The sequence below is a fragment of the Actinomyces oris genome, assembly GCF_006546825.1.
Classification (GTDB): Bacteria; Actinomycetota; Actinomycetes; order Actinomycetales; family Actinomycetaceae; genus Actinomyces; species Actinomyces oris.
Genome location: NZ_VICC01000006.1, coordinates 18400 through 31643 on the forward strand (window position 1 = coordinate 18400; position 13244 = coordinate 31643).

The window sequence follows — 13244 nt, forward strand, 5'->3', positions numbered from 1 at the left end:
GAGACCTGTGACCACTGAAGACCCCGGCTTTAGCCGAAGGACCATATTGAGGACGGCGGCCGGAGTGGTCGTCGCCACAGCCGCTGGAACAGCCTGTGGCATGGCAACATCAACGTTTGCAAGCGCAGCTGTCAGCCGTCGCTCTCGTGACGCACGTGCCCCACGGCGACCTCACTCGCCAGGCCCAGTATCTTCACTGGTCAACGGATGGCGGGCGCAGCTTTTCGATGCTCTCCGAACCAGTCATTCCGAACCCGAATGCTGATAATGCATTTACGGATGAGGAGATCGATAATGCCAGGTGGTTCCGTGACCCGAAGGTTGTCCGAGACGAGGTGCGCAGCCAATGGGTGTGCGTCATCGGTCGGCGTAAGTATCTCTCATTCTACGTCTCCACTGACCTACACCACTGGCGGTGGACCTCCAACTTCGACTACCTCACACCTGGGGCTACCGATCTCGGAGGCATGGAGTGCCCTGACCTATTCCACATCATTGCCGATGACGGAACCAGCCACTGGGTCCTCGGCGCCTCAATGGACGGATGGGGAGCTGGATCGCTCGGCACCTACGCGTACTGGATAGGGAACTGGGATGGAACTCGGTTCGTGACAGACAACCTCAGACCGCAGTGGCTCGATCATGGGTATGACTGGTATGCGGCTGTTACTTGGCCAAGTGCCGACTCACCCCAGAACGTGAGGCATGCTGTCGCCTGGATGAACAACTGGAAGTACGCCGCCAGACACGTTCCCACTCTCGACACCGATGGGTACAACTGTCAGTACTCTGTCGTTCGTGAAATCCGACTCTGTCGGCAGCCCGGCGGCTGGTACAGCCTGCTGAGCGCTCCCGAACCTGTGCTCGCGACCAGTCTCCTCTCGCAGAAGTCCCTGGGCGACGTCAATGTCAACGGCCGCCGGGTACTCGACGTCACAACTGAGGCCTACGTTCTAACCACTGACATTGCCTGGACAAATGCAACTAACGTAGGCATAGAAGTCCTGCGCAGCTCAGACGGAACTCGGCACACCAACGTCGGCGTCTTTAATGGCCGCGTCTATGTCGACCGAGGTCCGAGCGAGAGCATATCGGCGCCCTTCGCTCCGTATACGCAGTCCGAGGCGCCTATCGACCCCGCCGCCCGTCATGTGCACCTCACTGTGGTCGTTGATCGCAATAGTGTCGAGGTCTTCGTCAATGCGGGCCACACCGTTCTGTCCAACCAGGTCTATCCCGCCGCCGGCGATCATGGCTTGGCCCTCTACTCCGATAACGGGAGCGCGGTGTTCTCCGACCTCTCCCTTAGAACCGTCTGACCCCTGAGGAGACCGATCACATGGCACTCGCACTGAATGACCACTGGCTGTGGGACCACTGGATCTGTGACGACGGCGATCGTTATCACCTCTTCTTCCTGCGGGCGTCGCGTGCGTTACACGACCCGGAGCGGCGGCACTTCCGTGCTTCCATGGGGCACGCCGTTTCCAGCGATGCACGTACGTGGCAACTTTTGCCCGATGCCCTAGTGCATTCCGACGGGCCGGCGTTCGACGACAAGGCCATCTGGACCGGCTCCACCATCGTCAAGCCCGACGGTGCTATGCGTGTCTTCTACACCGGTATCTCTCGAGCAGAGGACGGGCTGGTTCAGCGCATCGGCTGGGCTGACTCCACTGACGGAGTGACGTTTGAACGCACGTGCGATGTTCCTCTGGAGGCGGACTCCAGGTGGTACGAGAGGAGGGAAACCGACGTCTCTGGCGCCGAGCACTGGAGGGATCCCTTTGTCTTCAGGCATGACGGGCGCTGGCACATGCTCATCACCGCCAGGGCGAAGGGGGCTGAGCACTATGGTGCCGGCGTCATCGGTCATGCCGTCTCCGATGACCTGGACCACTGGCAGATCGGGCCGCCGCTGACCAGCCCGTCGGTCTTCGGTCAGCTGGAGGTTTCCCAGAGCCGGAGCGTTGACGACCGTCATCTCCTCGTCTTCTCCTGCGGTGACGACATGAAGGCTGAACCTGGTCCGGGCGGGGTGTGGGTCGCCGAGGGGGAGGGGGCGCTGGGGCCCTGGGATATCGACGGCGCCAGGTACGTGCGCCCAGAGCACCTCTACGCCGGTCAGCTGCTTCAGCTGCGCGACGGGGCGTGGGTCTTCACGGGCTTCGACGACATCGTCAACGGTGAGTTCGTCGGTGCGGTTCCGGACCTTCTGCCATGGGCTGATGTCGAGCTTCTCCCGAGAGGTGGGTACTAGGAGGCTGCGTCGTCGGTTGCCTGGACGGCGGGTGATCGAGGTGCCGGTCCAGGACCGGGCTCGTCACTAGCTGTACTGATCGGGGAGGTTGGTTAGGCGGGTGATGGGTGGGTGGCCTTGGGTGACGGTGCAGTTCACGGTGCGCGAGGCCGCGCGCCCCGTTCGACAACTAGTTAGGTGTTCCTAAGTGAGGCTCACCTTTGATTAGGTGACGTGTTCAATCCCACCTTGCGACGCTCCGTCGTGAACTTGCCAGCGTTGAATTCGGCAAGCAAGATCTTGGTTAAACTCGTGGCACAACGACCAGCGACGCCTCGCAGGTCAGTGCCTGGAGCCGGTCCAGGGCAAGGCCGAACCGGCCGCAACGGGGCAGGCCGTGAGGCGTCGGAAGCGACTAGGGGAGGAGAACCGTCATGACTCAGAGTGACGACGACTCTACCCGGGCACGCGTTCTCGACCTCATCGCTGAGAAGGGACCGGTGTCGGCGGCGCAGCTCGCCAAGGTCCTGAGCCTGACGCCGGCCGCCGTGCGCAGGCACATCACCGCCCTTGAGGACGCTGAGCAGATCGAGGTGCACACGCCGGCCCAGACGGGCAAGCGCGGCCGCGGTCGCCCGGCCCGGCACTACGTCCTGACGCCCAAGGCCCGCACCTCCTTCGCGGAGGGCTACTCCGACCTGGCCAACCGCGCCCTGCACTACCTGTCCCAGGTGGCCGGTGACAAGGCGGTCGACTCCTTCGCCGCGGCCAGGGGCCGCGACCTCGAGCGCCGCTACGCCACCGTCGTCGAGGCGGCCGGCAAGGACCCCTCGGAGAGGGCCCGCGCCCTGGCGGACGCCCTGACTCTCGACGGCTACGCGGCCTCGGTGCGCGACGTCGGGGACGGGTCCTTCGCCGTCCAGCTGTGCCAGGGCAACTGCCCGGTGCGCGACGTGGCCGGGGAGTTCCACGAGCTGTGCGACGCCGAGACCCAGGCCATCTCCCGGCTCGTGGGCGTCCCGGTCCAGCGTCTGGCCACCCTGGCCGGAGGCGAGCACGTCTGTACCACCCACATTCCGATCGCCATGCCCGCGCTGCGCAAGCGCGCGGTTCGGGCGGCGGCTAAGACGCGAGGCCTTGAGACCAAGCGAATGGAAGGAACCCGATGACACTGCCGACAACCGAGACCACGCGTAGCACCGACGACGAGATCATCGACTCGATCTCGACGAGCTACGACTTCGGCTGGCACGACTCCGACGAGGCCGGTGAGAAGGCCAAGCGAGGCCTTGATGAGCAGGTGGTCCGCGAGATCTCCGCCATCAAGGGAGAGCCGGAGTGGATGCTGGCCAAGCGTCTCAAGGCCTACTCCACCTTCGAGCGCAAGCCCATGCCCACCTGGGGCGTGGACCTCTCCCAGCTCGACATGGACGCCGTCAAGTACTACGTGCGCTCCACGGACCGGCCGGCCAACTCCTGGGACGACCTGCCCGAGGACATCAAGAACACCTACGACCGCATCGGCATCCCCGAGGCCGAGCGCGAGCGCCTGGTGGCCGGCGTGGCCGCCCAGTACGAGTCGGAGGTCGTCTACCACCAGATCCGCGGTGACCTGGAGGAGCAGGGCGTCATCTTCGTGGACACCGACACCGCCGTGCGCGAGTACCCCGAGCTCGTCAAGGAGTACTTCGGGACCGTGGTGCCCGCCGGCGACAACAAGTTCGCCGCCCTCAACACGGCCGTGTGGTCCGGGGGCTCCTTCATCTACGTCCCCAAGGGCGTCCACGTCGAGATCCCGCTCCAGGCCTACTTCCGCATCAACACCGAGAACATGGGCCAGTTCGAGCGCACGCTCATCATCGCCGACGAGGACTCCTACGTCCACTACGTCGAGGGCTGCACCGCCCCCATCTACTCCACCGACTCCCTGCACTCGGCGATCGTGGAGATCGTGGTCAAGAAGAACGCCCGCGTGCGCTACACGACCATCCAGAACTGGTCCAACAACGTCTACAACCTGGTGACCCAGCGCGCTACCTGCGAGGAGGGCGCCACCATGGAGTGGATCGACGGCAACATCGGCTCCAAGCGGAACATGAAGTACCCGGCCGTCTTCCTCATGGGCCCCCACGCCCGCGGCGAGGCCCTGTCCATCGCCTTCGCCGGCGCGGACCAGCACCAGGACACCGGCGCCAAGATGGTCCACATGGCGCCCCACACCTCCAGCCACATCGTCTCCAAGTCGATCGCCCGCCACGGTGGCCGCAGCGCCTACCGCGGACTGGTGCAGATCATGAAGAACGCCCGGCACTCCAAGTCCAACGTGCTGTGCGACGCGCTCCTGGTCGATGAGATCTCCCGCTCGGACACATACCCCTATGTCGACGTGCGCACCGACGACGTCGAGATGGGCCACGAGGCGACCGTCTCCAAGGTGAGCGCCGACCAGCTCTTCTACCTCATGCAGCGCGGGCTGACCGAGACCGAGGCCATGGCCACGATCGTGCGCGGCTTCGTCGAGCCCATTGCCCGGGAGCTGCCCATGGAGTACGCCCTCGAGCTCAACCGGCTCATCGAGCTGCAGATGGAGAACTCGGTGGGCTGACCCACCGCAGCGGATCCTCCCTCGTCAGCCCACTCAGCCTTCGACCCACACCTCATCACACCGGCCTGCTACCGGCCAAGGAGCACCTCCACATGCCTGAACTCTCGACCGACCACTCGAGCGCCACGCTCGACGGCGCCCACTCCCACGGCGGGCCGCGCTACGTCTCCTCGCGCGCCGACCGCCCCACCTCCTTCGACCCCGCCGACATCCCGGTGCCGCGCGGCCGTGAGGAGGAGTGGCGCTTCACGCCGATGAAGCGCTTCGCTCCGCTGTTCGACCTCGACGCCATCCGCGCGGCCACCGCCGGCCAGAGCGATGCCGGTGTCCGTATCGAGACGGACCTGCCCGACGGCGTGAGCCTGGAGACGGTCGCGCGCAGCGATGCCCGCATCGGCACCGTGGGTGCCCCGGTCGACCGCACCGGCGTCACCGCCTGGAACGGCACAGAGACCGCCACGGTGCTCACGCTGGAGCCCGGCGCCCAGCTGGAGCGGGCCGCCCGACTGAACATCATCGGCCAGGACGCACAGCTCGCCCGCCCCACCGCCCAGCACATCCTCGTCGCTGCCGAGGCCGGTTCCAAGGGAACCGTCGTCCTGGACCACACCGGCATCGCCGCCCTGACCCAGGGTGTCGAGGTGACGGTCGCCGACGGCGCCGAGCTCACCCTGGTGACCGTCCAGGGCTGGGAGGACGGGGCCGTCCATGCCTCCAACCACCGGGTCAAGGTCTGTGACCGCGGCGTCCTCAAGCACGTCGTCGTCAGCCTCGGCGGAGACGTGCGCATCTGCCCCGACCTGGGCTTCTCCGGCGAGGGCGGGCACATCGACGCCTACGGCGTCTACTTCACCGATGCCGGTCAGCACCAGGAGCACCGCCCCTACGTGGCTCACACCGAGCCCCACTGCTACTCGCGTGTCACCTACAAGGGCGCCCTCCAGGGCGAGGGCGCGCACGCCGTGTGGGTGGGGGACTGCCTCATCGGCCAGGCCGCCCGTGGCACCGACACCTACGAGCTCAACCGCAACCTGGTCCTCACCGAGGGGGCCAAGGCCGACTCCGTGCCGAACCTGGAGATCGAGAACGGCAACATCGAGGGGGCCGGCCACGCCAGCGCCACCGGCCGCTTCGACGACCAGCAGCTGTTCTACCTGCGTGCCCGCGGCATCCCCGAGACCGAGGCCCGTCGCCTCGTCGTCCTGGGCTTCTTCAACGAGATCGTCGCCGAGATCGGTGTCGATGAGGTCGAGGAGCGCCTCATGGCCGCCATCGAGAAGGAGCTCGAGCTCACCGGACTCATCACCGCCCGCACCGACCAGGACCCCGCCGCCGAGCCGGCAGCCGAGTGACAGGCCGGACCCGCACGACGGTCCGCCCACCCGCAACCAGACCACAACCCAGCTGAAAGAAACGTCGCATGAGCACTCTGCAGATCAAGAACCTCCACGTCCAGGTCGCCACCAACGACGGCCCCAAGCCCATCCTCAAGGGCGTCGACCTGACCATCGACTCCAACCAGGTCCACGCCATCATGGGCCCCAACGGCTCAGGCAAGTCCACCCTGGCCTACTCCATCGCCGGGCACCCCGACTACGAGGTCACCGACGGCGAGGTCCTCCTCGACGGCGTCGACCTGCTGGAGATGAGCGTGGACGAGCGCGCCCGCGCCGGCCTCTTCCTGGCCATGCAGTACCCCGTCGAGGTCCCCGGCGTCACCGTGGCCAACTTCCTGCGCACGGCCAAGACCGCCATCGACGGCCAGGCCCCCAAGGTGCGCCAGTGGGTCGGCGAGGTCAACCAGGCCATGAAGAACCTGCGGATGGACCCCGCCTTCTCCCAGCGCGACGTCAACGCCGGCTTCTCCGGCGGTGAGAAGAAGCGCTTCGAAATCCTCCAGATGGAGCTGCTCCGTCCCCGCTTCGCCGTCCTGGACGAGACCGACTCCGGCCTGGACGTTGACGCCCTGCGCATCGTCTCCGAGGGCGTCAACCGCCTCCACGACGAGACCGACGCCGGCTTCCTCCTCATCACCCACTACACGCGCATCCTGCGCTACATCAAGCCCGACCACGTCCACGTCTTCGTCGACGGGCGCGTGGCCGAGGCCGGCGGCCCCGACCTGGCCGACCGCCTCGAGGAAGAGGGCTACGACCGCTACCTGGCCTGACAGTCCTCACCGTGCCGGGGCCGACGACGGCGCGCCGCGCAACAAGGCGCCGTCGCCGGCCCCGGCGCTGAGGCAGGGGGACTAAGGTTCCTCATGACCTCAGGCCCCGCCGTCGGCGACCATGCCCAGAACCGCCCCGCACCGAATCGGAAAGGCACGTCATGACTCAGTCCACGGCCCCACTCACCGGGGCGCCTTCGACCGGCGCGCTCAACGCGGAGGAGGTCGCCGCGATCCGCGCCGACTTCCCCTACCTGGAGCGGGCCGCCCGCAACGGTCAGGCACTGGCCTACCTGGACTGGGCGGCCACGAGCCAGAAACCCGCCGGCGTCATCGCCACGGAGGCCGAGTTCTACCGCATGTCCAACGGCGCGGCGGGGCGCTCGACCTACCAGCTCGCCGACGAGGCCACCGCCACCTTTGAGGACGCCCGCGACGCCGTCGCCGCCTTCGTCGGGGCGCGCGGTAGTGAGCTCGTCTTCACCAAGAACGCCACCGAGGCCATCAACCTCGTGGCTCTGGCCATCGGGCACGCCAGCCAGGGCCGGTCGGCGGCCCGCGGCGGAGGGCCCGCCGCGGCCGATGACCCGGCTCGGCGCCTCATCATCGGAGAGGGCGACGAGGTGGTCGTCACCCGCGCTGAGCACCACGCCAACCTCGTGCCCTGGCAGGAGCTGTGCGCCCGCACCGGCGCCACCCTGCGCTGGCTGGACCTGACCGAGGACGGGCGTATCGATGCCGCCACCCTGGACGTCATCACCGAGCGCACCCGCGTCCTGGCCCTGACTCACGCCTCCAACGTCACCGGTGCGATCAGCCCACTCGACCTCATCCTCCCGCGCGCCCAGCAGGTCGGTGCGCTCGTTGTCCTGGACACCTGCCAGTCCGCTGCTCACCTCCCGTTGGACTTCGGCGCCCTGAAGACCGCGGGCGTGGACGCCATGGTGCTCTCCAGCCACAAGATGCTCGGCCCCACCGGCATCGGCGCGCTCGTGGCCACCGAGGAGCTCCTGGCTGCGATGCCACCGGTGCTCACCGGCGGCTCCATGATTGAGATCGTCACCATGGAGTCGTCGACCTTCATGAGCGGCCCGCCCCGTTTCGAGGCCGGCAGCCAGCCACTGGCGCAGGCCGCGGGATGGCGCACTGCCGTGGAGTACCTGGCCCGGATCGGCCTGGACCGGCTCCACGCCACCGAGCAGGCCCTGACCCAGCAGGTGCTCGGGGGCCTGGCCCAGGCCCCCGGGCTGCGCCTGGTCGGCCCGACCGATACCACCGACCGCCTGGGCGTGGTCGCCTTCTCCATCGAGGGAGTCCACCCCCACGACGTCGGCCAGGTCCTCGACGCCGCCGGCGTCGCCGTGCGCACCGGCCACCACTGCGCCCAGCCCATCCACCAGCACTTCGGCATCCACGCCTCCTCGCGCCTGTCCTTCGGGGCCTGCTCCACTCCCGAGGAGGTGGACCGCTTCCTGTCCGCCATCGCCGACGTCCGGCGCTACTTCCAGAGGTGAGCATGAACGAACTCGACCAGCTCTACCAGCAAGTCATCCTCGACCACTCCCGCGAGCGCCACGGCTCCGGCGCCCTCGACGCCCCGGACGCCACCAGCCACCAGGTCAACCCCACCTGTGGTGACGACGTGACCCTGGGGGTGCGCGTCAAGGACGGCAAGATCGAGGCCATCGGCTGGGAGGGGGACGGCTGCTCCATCTCCCAGGCCTCCATCTCCGTCATGCACGACCTCGTCAACGGCGCCGACCTGGCCACCGTGGCCCGCCTCGAGGCGGACTTCGATACCCTCATGCACTCGCGCGGCAAGGGCGTCGACGACGCCGTCCTGGATGACCTGGAGGACGGGGCCGCCTTCGAGGGCGTCTCGAAGTACCCCAACCGCGTCAAGTGCGCCCTGCTGGGGTGGATGGCCCTCAAGGACGCCCTGGCCAAGTCCGGCGTCGCCCTGCCCACCGTTGAGCCGAACGGCGCCGAGTAGATCAACTGTCCTGACACCACTGTCCGACCCGTGAGGAAGAAGGAAGAAGCCATGAGTGACAACCCCAGCGGGATGCCGGCAGCCGCCGACAACCCCATGGCTGCCCAGCAGCCGCCAGCCCCCGTCGCCAGCACCGAGGGCGTCGACGTCGCCGCCGTCGAGGAGGCCCTGCGCGACGTCATCGACCCCGAGCTCGGTATCAACGTCGTCGACCTCGGCCTGCTCTACGGGGTATCGATCGAGCCCGACGGCACCGTCGTGCTCGACATGACCCTGACCACCGCCGCGTGCCCCCTCACTGACGTCATTGAGGAGCAGGCCCAGCAGGCCCTGTCCCTCATTGCCGACAAGGTCCGCATCCAGTGGGTGTGGCTGCCGCCGTGGGGGCCGGACAAGATCACCCCTGAGGGCCGCGAGCAGCTGCGCGCCCTGGGCTTCAACGTCTGAGTTTCCTTCGTCTCCTTCGAGGCCGCCGTCAGGTCAGGTCCTCTTCGACACCGAGGACCGCCTCGCGCAGGACACGCGCGTGGCAGTGGACGTGGTCGTGGCCGGCGAACAGGAGCGTCACGCGCCCCGTCAGGGCCTCGTGACGCAGGTGCTCGACGGCGGCGACCGCCTCGGGCCTCTCGGTGAGCTCGGCCCGGTAGGCCTCGACGAACTGGGGCCAGGGCAGGTCCCCGCTGTGGAAGGCCCGCCGCAGCTCGGTGGTGGGGGTGGCGTCCTTGGCCCACTCGTCGAGAGCGGCGCGCTCCTTGGACACGCCACGGGGCCAGAGCCGGTCCACCAGGACCCGTGCTCCGTCCTCGGCACTGGGCTCCTCACGGATGCCTTTGAGAACCACGTTGTCAGATGAAGGAAGGCGTTGACTCATACCAGCGACGCTACTCGCCCCATCCGTCGGTGCGGTCCCATCGGCTCGCAGTGAACCGGGCGTGCGAGCGGCGCTCACCGACTCAGGCGCCATCGGTCGATCGCGGTGAGGAACTCCCGTTCCAAGGCCCGGGTGAGCCGCGCATCGGGGTAACCCGTGGCTCCGATGAGGCCGAAGAGCCCCCGGACCGCATCGCTGTCGACGCTGCTGGCCAGGGCTGCAAGACGCTCAGGCGGCAGCCGGGCCTCCATCCGGGAGACCATGACCTGGGCGCGCTGCTCGATCTGCGCCTCTGACAGCTCGGCCGGATCCTGGGAGTAAAGAGCCAGTGACTCGGCGTCGTAGTCAGGATCCGGGTCCACGAAGAGGAACTCCGCCTCCGGCGGCATCTGGCCGCGATAGCAGGCCAGGTCGGTCAGGTCCCGCTCCTTGCGCACGGCGCAGCGGGTGGCCTCATCGGCAGCGGCCTGCTCCAGCCGGTCGAAGAAGGCCGCCATACGAGGGGACATCGGTGAGACCGTCGAACCGGCTTTGGCTCGCTCCAGCAGGCCGGCGAGCATGTCCCTCTGCCTGGCGACCTCGGCCAGGTGATCCTCCACGGCGGCCAGTGCCCCGGCCAGGTCCTCGACCACGGAGCCTGCCGCCGCGCGGGCTTCAACCGTTTCGGCTGCGGGCGCGTCGTCGGGTTGCTCGACGTCGGTCGTCTCAGGCTCGTCGAGAACGCGCCTGATGGTCTCCAGGGACACACCGGCCTGGACCAGCCAGCGGATCCGGGAGAGCCGGGCGACGTGGCTCAGGTCGTAGTCGCGCCAGCCGCCCCGTTCTCCGGGAACTGGAAGCAGACCCAGCGAGTGGTAGTAGCGCACCGTGCGCACGGTTGTCCCAGTCAGCACGGCGATCTCGGCAACGCGCATGGGGACAGTCTCACACGGCACCCGGATCCTGAGCCGTTCGGATCCACATAGTGGGGCCGGATCATGGGGAGTGCGATCCGTTTGCCGGGGCATGCCCGCGTTGCTACTGTGCCCGCGTGATGACAGGCGGATCAGGTACCGACGGCGGCAGCGGCGCCCCGTCTTGCTCTCCGCAGGCGGGAGGGTCCTGGTGAACGGCACGCGAGGCAACCTGCAGGTTGGCGACCTGCTCCAGGGCAGTGCAGGCGCCCTGTCAGTCACAGGCTGTCTACTCTTCAAGGAATGGGACTCCCAGGACCACTGCTTCTACTACTGGGAGGAGTGGCAGCTCATTGGGGCCAGCAACGCCGACACCTGGGTCGAGATCGATCACGATCCCGGCGAGGTCCTCTTCTACGAACCCGTTCGTCTCCAGGAGACGATCGAGCCGTGGGCCCTGACCGTCGGCCAGACGATGCCGCTGACGATCAATGGCGTCCTGCACCGGGGCATGGTCGAGGAGGTGACTACCGGCACCCTTGAGAATGTCGTCGGTTCCCCGGTGTGCCCACTCAACATCGGCGAGACCATGACCTACGCCGAGGTGCGGCTGACGGACCCGGCCGGCGTGACCAGCAGACTGACCATCGACAGCCACCGTTTCCGTGACCTCCTGGCATACCGCAAGACCTCCTTGTCCACTGCGCAGCAGAAGCAGCTCTTCGGGCGCGTCCTGTACAACCGCCGATCTGCCCCCGGAAGAACCGGCCGGAACATCGGATGCGCGGTCGTCGCCGCCCTCGTCAGTATCGTGCTCGTCGGCGGACTGTTCTCCGCCTGCTCCAACCCTGGCCGTTCCAATGGCGACGCCGATCCCACCAGCACCTCGCACTCGGGCTCCTCACGGAGCTATCGTCACCGCCCGGTCTACGGAGGCGGCGGAGGTGGAGTCGGTAAGTAGGCCCGCCCCATCGGTGGTGGGCTTCCCACCATGCGTTGTTGACGGCGGGAGAGCGAGGATGGGGACCTCAGCCCGTTTGTCGGCTGCCTGCCTCGTTGCTACCGTGCTCGCGTGAGTGCGGTGAGCCTGTGTTCTGTCAGCTACAAGATCAGTGGCGCCGAGCCGTATGCGCTTAACGACCTGTCCACCGTGGAGTCGATTCTCCTCGGCGCCGCCCAGACGGCGGGACTGACAGCCGTCTCCAGCGCTCACCACCGCTTCGAGCCCCAGGGACTGAGCGCCGTCATCATTCTGTCCGAGTCGCATATCGCCGCTCACACCTGGCCCGAGTCCGGCACCGGCTACGTGACGCTCACCAGCTGTCGCACACTGACCCCCGCCCAGATCGAGGCCGTGGGGGAGCTGGTGCGCAAGCGCCTGCGGGCCCAGCAGGTGACCAGCTCGGAGATCACGCTGTGAGTGTCAGAGGCGATCTGAGAGTCGGTGAGACGCTTCGCGGTTCCCTGAGGAAGAAGCGCCGCTCCTACACCGTCATGGGACGAGTTGTCCTGAAGCGACGGGATCAGGGAAGCCGGCGCTTCGTCAAGCGGGAGCAGTGGCGCCTGATCGATGACGAGGGTAAAGAGCTCTGGCTGGAGATCCGTCGAGACACCAACAAGGTGGTACTTCACGAGCCGGTTCCTGTTCAGCCGGCGATTGACCCGCTCACCCTCGAGGTCGGTTGGAGCCGGAAGCTGAGAGTCCGCGGCCGGCCGTGCACCGTCGAGGTCACGAATGTGCGCCGTGCTGAGATCGACCACGAGACCGGGGCCATCGATCATTCCCAGGGGGCTCTCACCGCGACGACGTGTGCCGAGCTCCGCGTGGTGGAAGCGCAGGGCTCGATCTCCACCATGGTGGTCGATGCGCATCGCCTCCATGCCCGAGAGATCTACAGCGAAACAGGTCTGTCCTCCTCGAAGCAGTACAAGGTCTTCGGTAGGCCCGTGACCCGGCCGTGGTGGATACCCGGTTTCGTGCGAAGGTTGTGGCGGTGGTTCCCCGCGGCGAGTAGAAGCGATTGGGCACCCGTGTTCTGGATCGTCCTGATGTTCGTCGTTCTGGTGCTTGCCGAGCTGATCGATGACGATGAGGGTTTCTTTCCCTCAGGAGGCGGCGTCCCCTTCCGGAACCGCTCGGTCTACGGCGGTGGGGGCGGCGGCGTCGGAAAATGACCTGGAGCCCACTGACTCAATCCCCTCGACGGTCACACACGAAGGAGAAGACATGTCGCTCATGACCATCGCTCACCACTCATCGGTCGACCTCAACTGGCAGTCACTGCTGAGCACCGTCGTCTACGCGGTGCTCGGAGTGGTTCTGCTCATGGTGTTCGCGCTGCTCGTCAACCGCATCTTCCACCTCGACCTCAGACGTGAGCTCATCGAGGACCAGAACATCGGCCTGGGGGTCGCCTTCGCCGGCACGGCGCTGGCCATCGCCATCATCATCGCCGCCACCATCCTGAGCTGA

The 13244-nt window shown here is 67.1% G+C and carries 15 protein-coding genes; 13 read left to right on the forward strand and 2 right to left on the reverse strand.

Annotation, left to right across the window (positions count from 1 at the left end):
• The first annotated feature begins 146 nt into the window (after positions 1 to 146).
• The 9 genes from FK267_RS07545 (at position 147) to FK267_RS07585 (ending at position 9454) form a co-directional block, all read left to right on the forward strand.
• Complete coding sequence (locus FK267_RS07545; protein ID WP_232622566.1) at positions 147 to 1319, forward strand: glycoside hydrolase family 32 protein; 1173 nt, start codon at positions 147 to 149, stop codon at positions 1317 to 1319.
• A 20-nt stretch (positions 1320 to 1339) separates the two neighbouring features.
• Complete coding sequence (locus FK267_RS07550) at positions 1340 to 2260, forward strand: glycoside hydrolase family protein (RefSeq protein WP_141406831.1); 921 nt, start codon at positions 1340 to 1342, stop codon at positions 2258 to 2260.
• A 413-nt stretch (positions 2261 to 2673) separates the two neighbouring features.
• Positions 2674 to 3408, forward strand: coding sequence for a helix-turn-helix transcriptional regulator (locus tag FK267_RS07555; RefSeq protein ID WP_009747484.1), 735 nt, complete (start codon positions 2674 to 2676; stop codon positions 3406 to 3408).
• Positions 3405 to 4844: a Fe-S cluster assembly protein SufB gene (gene sufB / locus FK267_RS07560; RefSeq protein WP_004564693.1), complete on the forward strand. Its 1440-nt coding sequence runs from the start codon at positions 3405 to 3407 to the stop codon at positions 4842 to 4844. The genes FK267_RS07555 and sufB overlap by 4 nt, the downstream gene beginning before the upstream one ends.
• Before the next feature lie 92 nt (positions 4845 to 4936).
• On the forward strand, positions 4937 to 6196 hold the full coding sequence (gene sufD, locus FK267_RS07565) for a Fe-S cluster assembly protein SufD (protein WP_141406832.1): 1260 nt from the start codon (positions 4937 to 4939) through the stop codon (positions 6194 to 6196).
• Positions 6197 to 6264: 68 nt separating this feature from the next.
• Positions 6265 to 7014, forward strand: coding sequence for a Fe-S cluster assembly ATPase SufC (gene sufC, locus FK267_RS07570; RefSeq protein ID WP_004564695.1), 750 nt, complete (start codon positions 6265 to 6267; stop codon positions 7012 to 7014).
• A 161-nt stretch (positions 7015 to 7175) separates the two neighbouring features.
• Positions 7176 to 8528 carry a SufS family cysteine desulfurase gene (locus FK267_RS07575; protein ID WP_141406833.1) on the forward strand — a complete coding sequence of 451 codons (1353 nt, stop codon included), beginning with the start codon at positions 7176 to 7178 and terminating at the stop codon, positions 8526 to 8528.
• 2 nt (positions 8529 to 8530) lie between these two features.
• Positions 8531 to 9007 carry a Fe-S cluster assembly sulfur transfer protein SufU gene (gene sufU / locus FK267_RS07580; protein WP_009406112.1) on the forward strand — a complete coding sequence of 159 codons (477 nt, stop codon included), beginning with the start codon at positions 8531 to 8533 and terminating at the stop codon, positions 9005 to 9007.
• Positions 9008 to 9058: 51 nt separating this feature from the next.
• Positions 9059 to 9454, forward strand: a complete 396-nt coding sequence (locus tag FK267_RS07585) for a metal-sulfur cluster assembly factor (RefSeq protein WP_004564698.1) — start codon at positions 9059 to 9061, stop codon at positions 9452 to 9454.
• Between the two features lie 28 nt (positions 9455 to 9482).
• Here FK267_RS07585 and FK267_RS07590 read toward each other — a convergent pair whose 3' ends face one another.
• Both FK267_RS07590 and FK267_RS07595 read right to left on the reverse strand, forming a co-directional pair.
• Positions 9483 to 9878 carry a DUF488 domain-containing protein gene (locus tag FK267_RS07590; RefSeq protein WP_141406834.1) on the reverse strand — a complete coding sequence of 132 codons (396 nt, stop codon included), beginning with the start codon at positions 9876 to 9878 and terminating at the stop codon, positions 9483 to 9485.
• 74 nt (positions 9879 to 9952) lie between these two features.
• Positions 9953 to 10792 carry a MerR family transcriptional regulator gene (locus tag FK267_RS07595; protein ID WP_141406835.1) on the reverse strand — a complete coding sequence of 280 codons (840 nt, stop codon included), beginning with the start codon at positions 10790 to 10792 and terminating at the stop codon, positions 9953 to 9955.
• Between the two features lie 190 nt (positions 10793 to 10982).
• Between FK267_RS07595 and FK267_RS07600 the strand changes: the two genes are divergently transcribed.
• From FK267_RS07600 to FK267_RS07615, 4 genes are all read left to right on the forward strand, one after another.
• A complete protein-coding gene (locus FK267_RS07600) occupies positions 10983 to 11732 on the forward strand; it encodes a hypothetical protein (protein WP_141406836.1) in 750 nt (249 codons plus the stop codon).
• 111 nt (positions 11733 to 11843) lie between these two features.
• Complete coding sequence (locus FK267_RS07605) at positions 11844 to 12191, forward strand: S-adenosylmethionine decarboxylase family protein (protein ID WP_141406837.1); 348 nt, start codon at positions 11844 to 11846, stop codon at positions 12189 to 12191.
• Positions 12188 to 12946 carry a hypothetical protein gene (locus tag FK267_RS07610; protein WP_141406838.1) on the forward strand — a complete coding sequence of 253 codons (759 nt, stop codon included), beginning with the start codon at positions 12188 to 12190 and terminating at the stop codon, positions 12944 to 12946. The genes FK267_RS07605 and FK267_RS07610 overlap by 4 nt, the downstream gene beginning before the upstream one ends.
• 52 nt (positions 12947 to 12998) lie before the next feature.
• A complete protein-coding gene (locus tag FK267_RS07615) occupies positions 12999 to 13244 on the forward strand; it encodes a DUF350 domain-containing protein (RefSeq protein ID WP_075378997.1) in 246 nt (81 codons plus the stop codon).

Bases quoted from the DNA above. Each gene is read 5' to 3' on its own strand.
- FK267_RS07550 (WP_141406831.1), top strand. From the start codon at position 1,340: ATGGCACTCGCACTGAATGACCACTGGCTGTGGGACCACTGGATCTGT.
- FK267_RS07555 (WP_009747484.1), top strand. From the start codon at position 2,674: ATGACTCAGAGTGACGACGACTCTACCCGGGCACGCGTTCTCGACCTC.
- sufB (WP_004564693.1), top strand. From the start codon at position 3,405: ATGACACTGCCGACAACCGAGACCACGCGTAGCACCGACGACGAGATC.
- sufD (WP_141406832.1), top strand. From the start codon at position 4,937: ATGCCTGAACTCTCGACCGACCACTCGAGCGCCACGCTCGACGGCGCC.
- sufC (WP_004564695.1), top strand. From the start codon at position 6,265: ATGAGCACTCTGCAGATCAAGAACCTCCACGTCCAGGTCGCCACCAAC.
- FK267_RS07575 (WP_141406833.1), top strand. From the start codon at position 7,176: ATGACTCAGTCCACGGCCCCACTCACCGGGGCGCCTTCGACCGGCGCG.
- sufU (WP_009406112.1), top strand. From the start codon at position 8,531: ATGAACGAACTCGACCAGCTCTACCAGCAAGTCATCCTCGACCACTCC.
- FK267_RS07585 (WP_004564698.1), top strand. From the start codon at position 9,059: ATGAGTGACAACCCCAGCGGGATGCCGGCAGCCGCCGACAACCCCATG.
- FK267_RS07590 (WP_141406834.1), bottom strand. From the start codon at position 9,878: ATGAGTCAACGCCTTCCTTCATCTGACAACGTGGTTCTCAAAGGCATC.
- FK267_RS07595 (WP_141406835.1), bottom strand. From the start codon at position 10,792: ATGCGCGTTGCCGAGATCGCCGTGCTGACTGGGACAACCGTGCGCACG.
- FK267_RS07615 (WP_075378997.1), top strand. From the start codon at position 12,999: ATGTCGCTCATGACCATCGCTCACCACTCATCGGTCGACCTCAACTGG.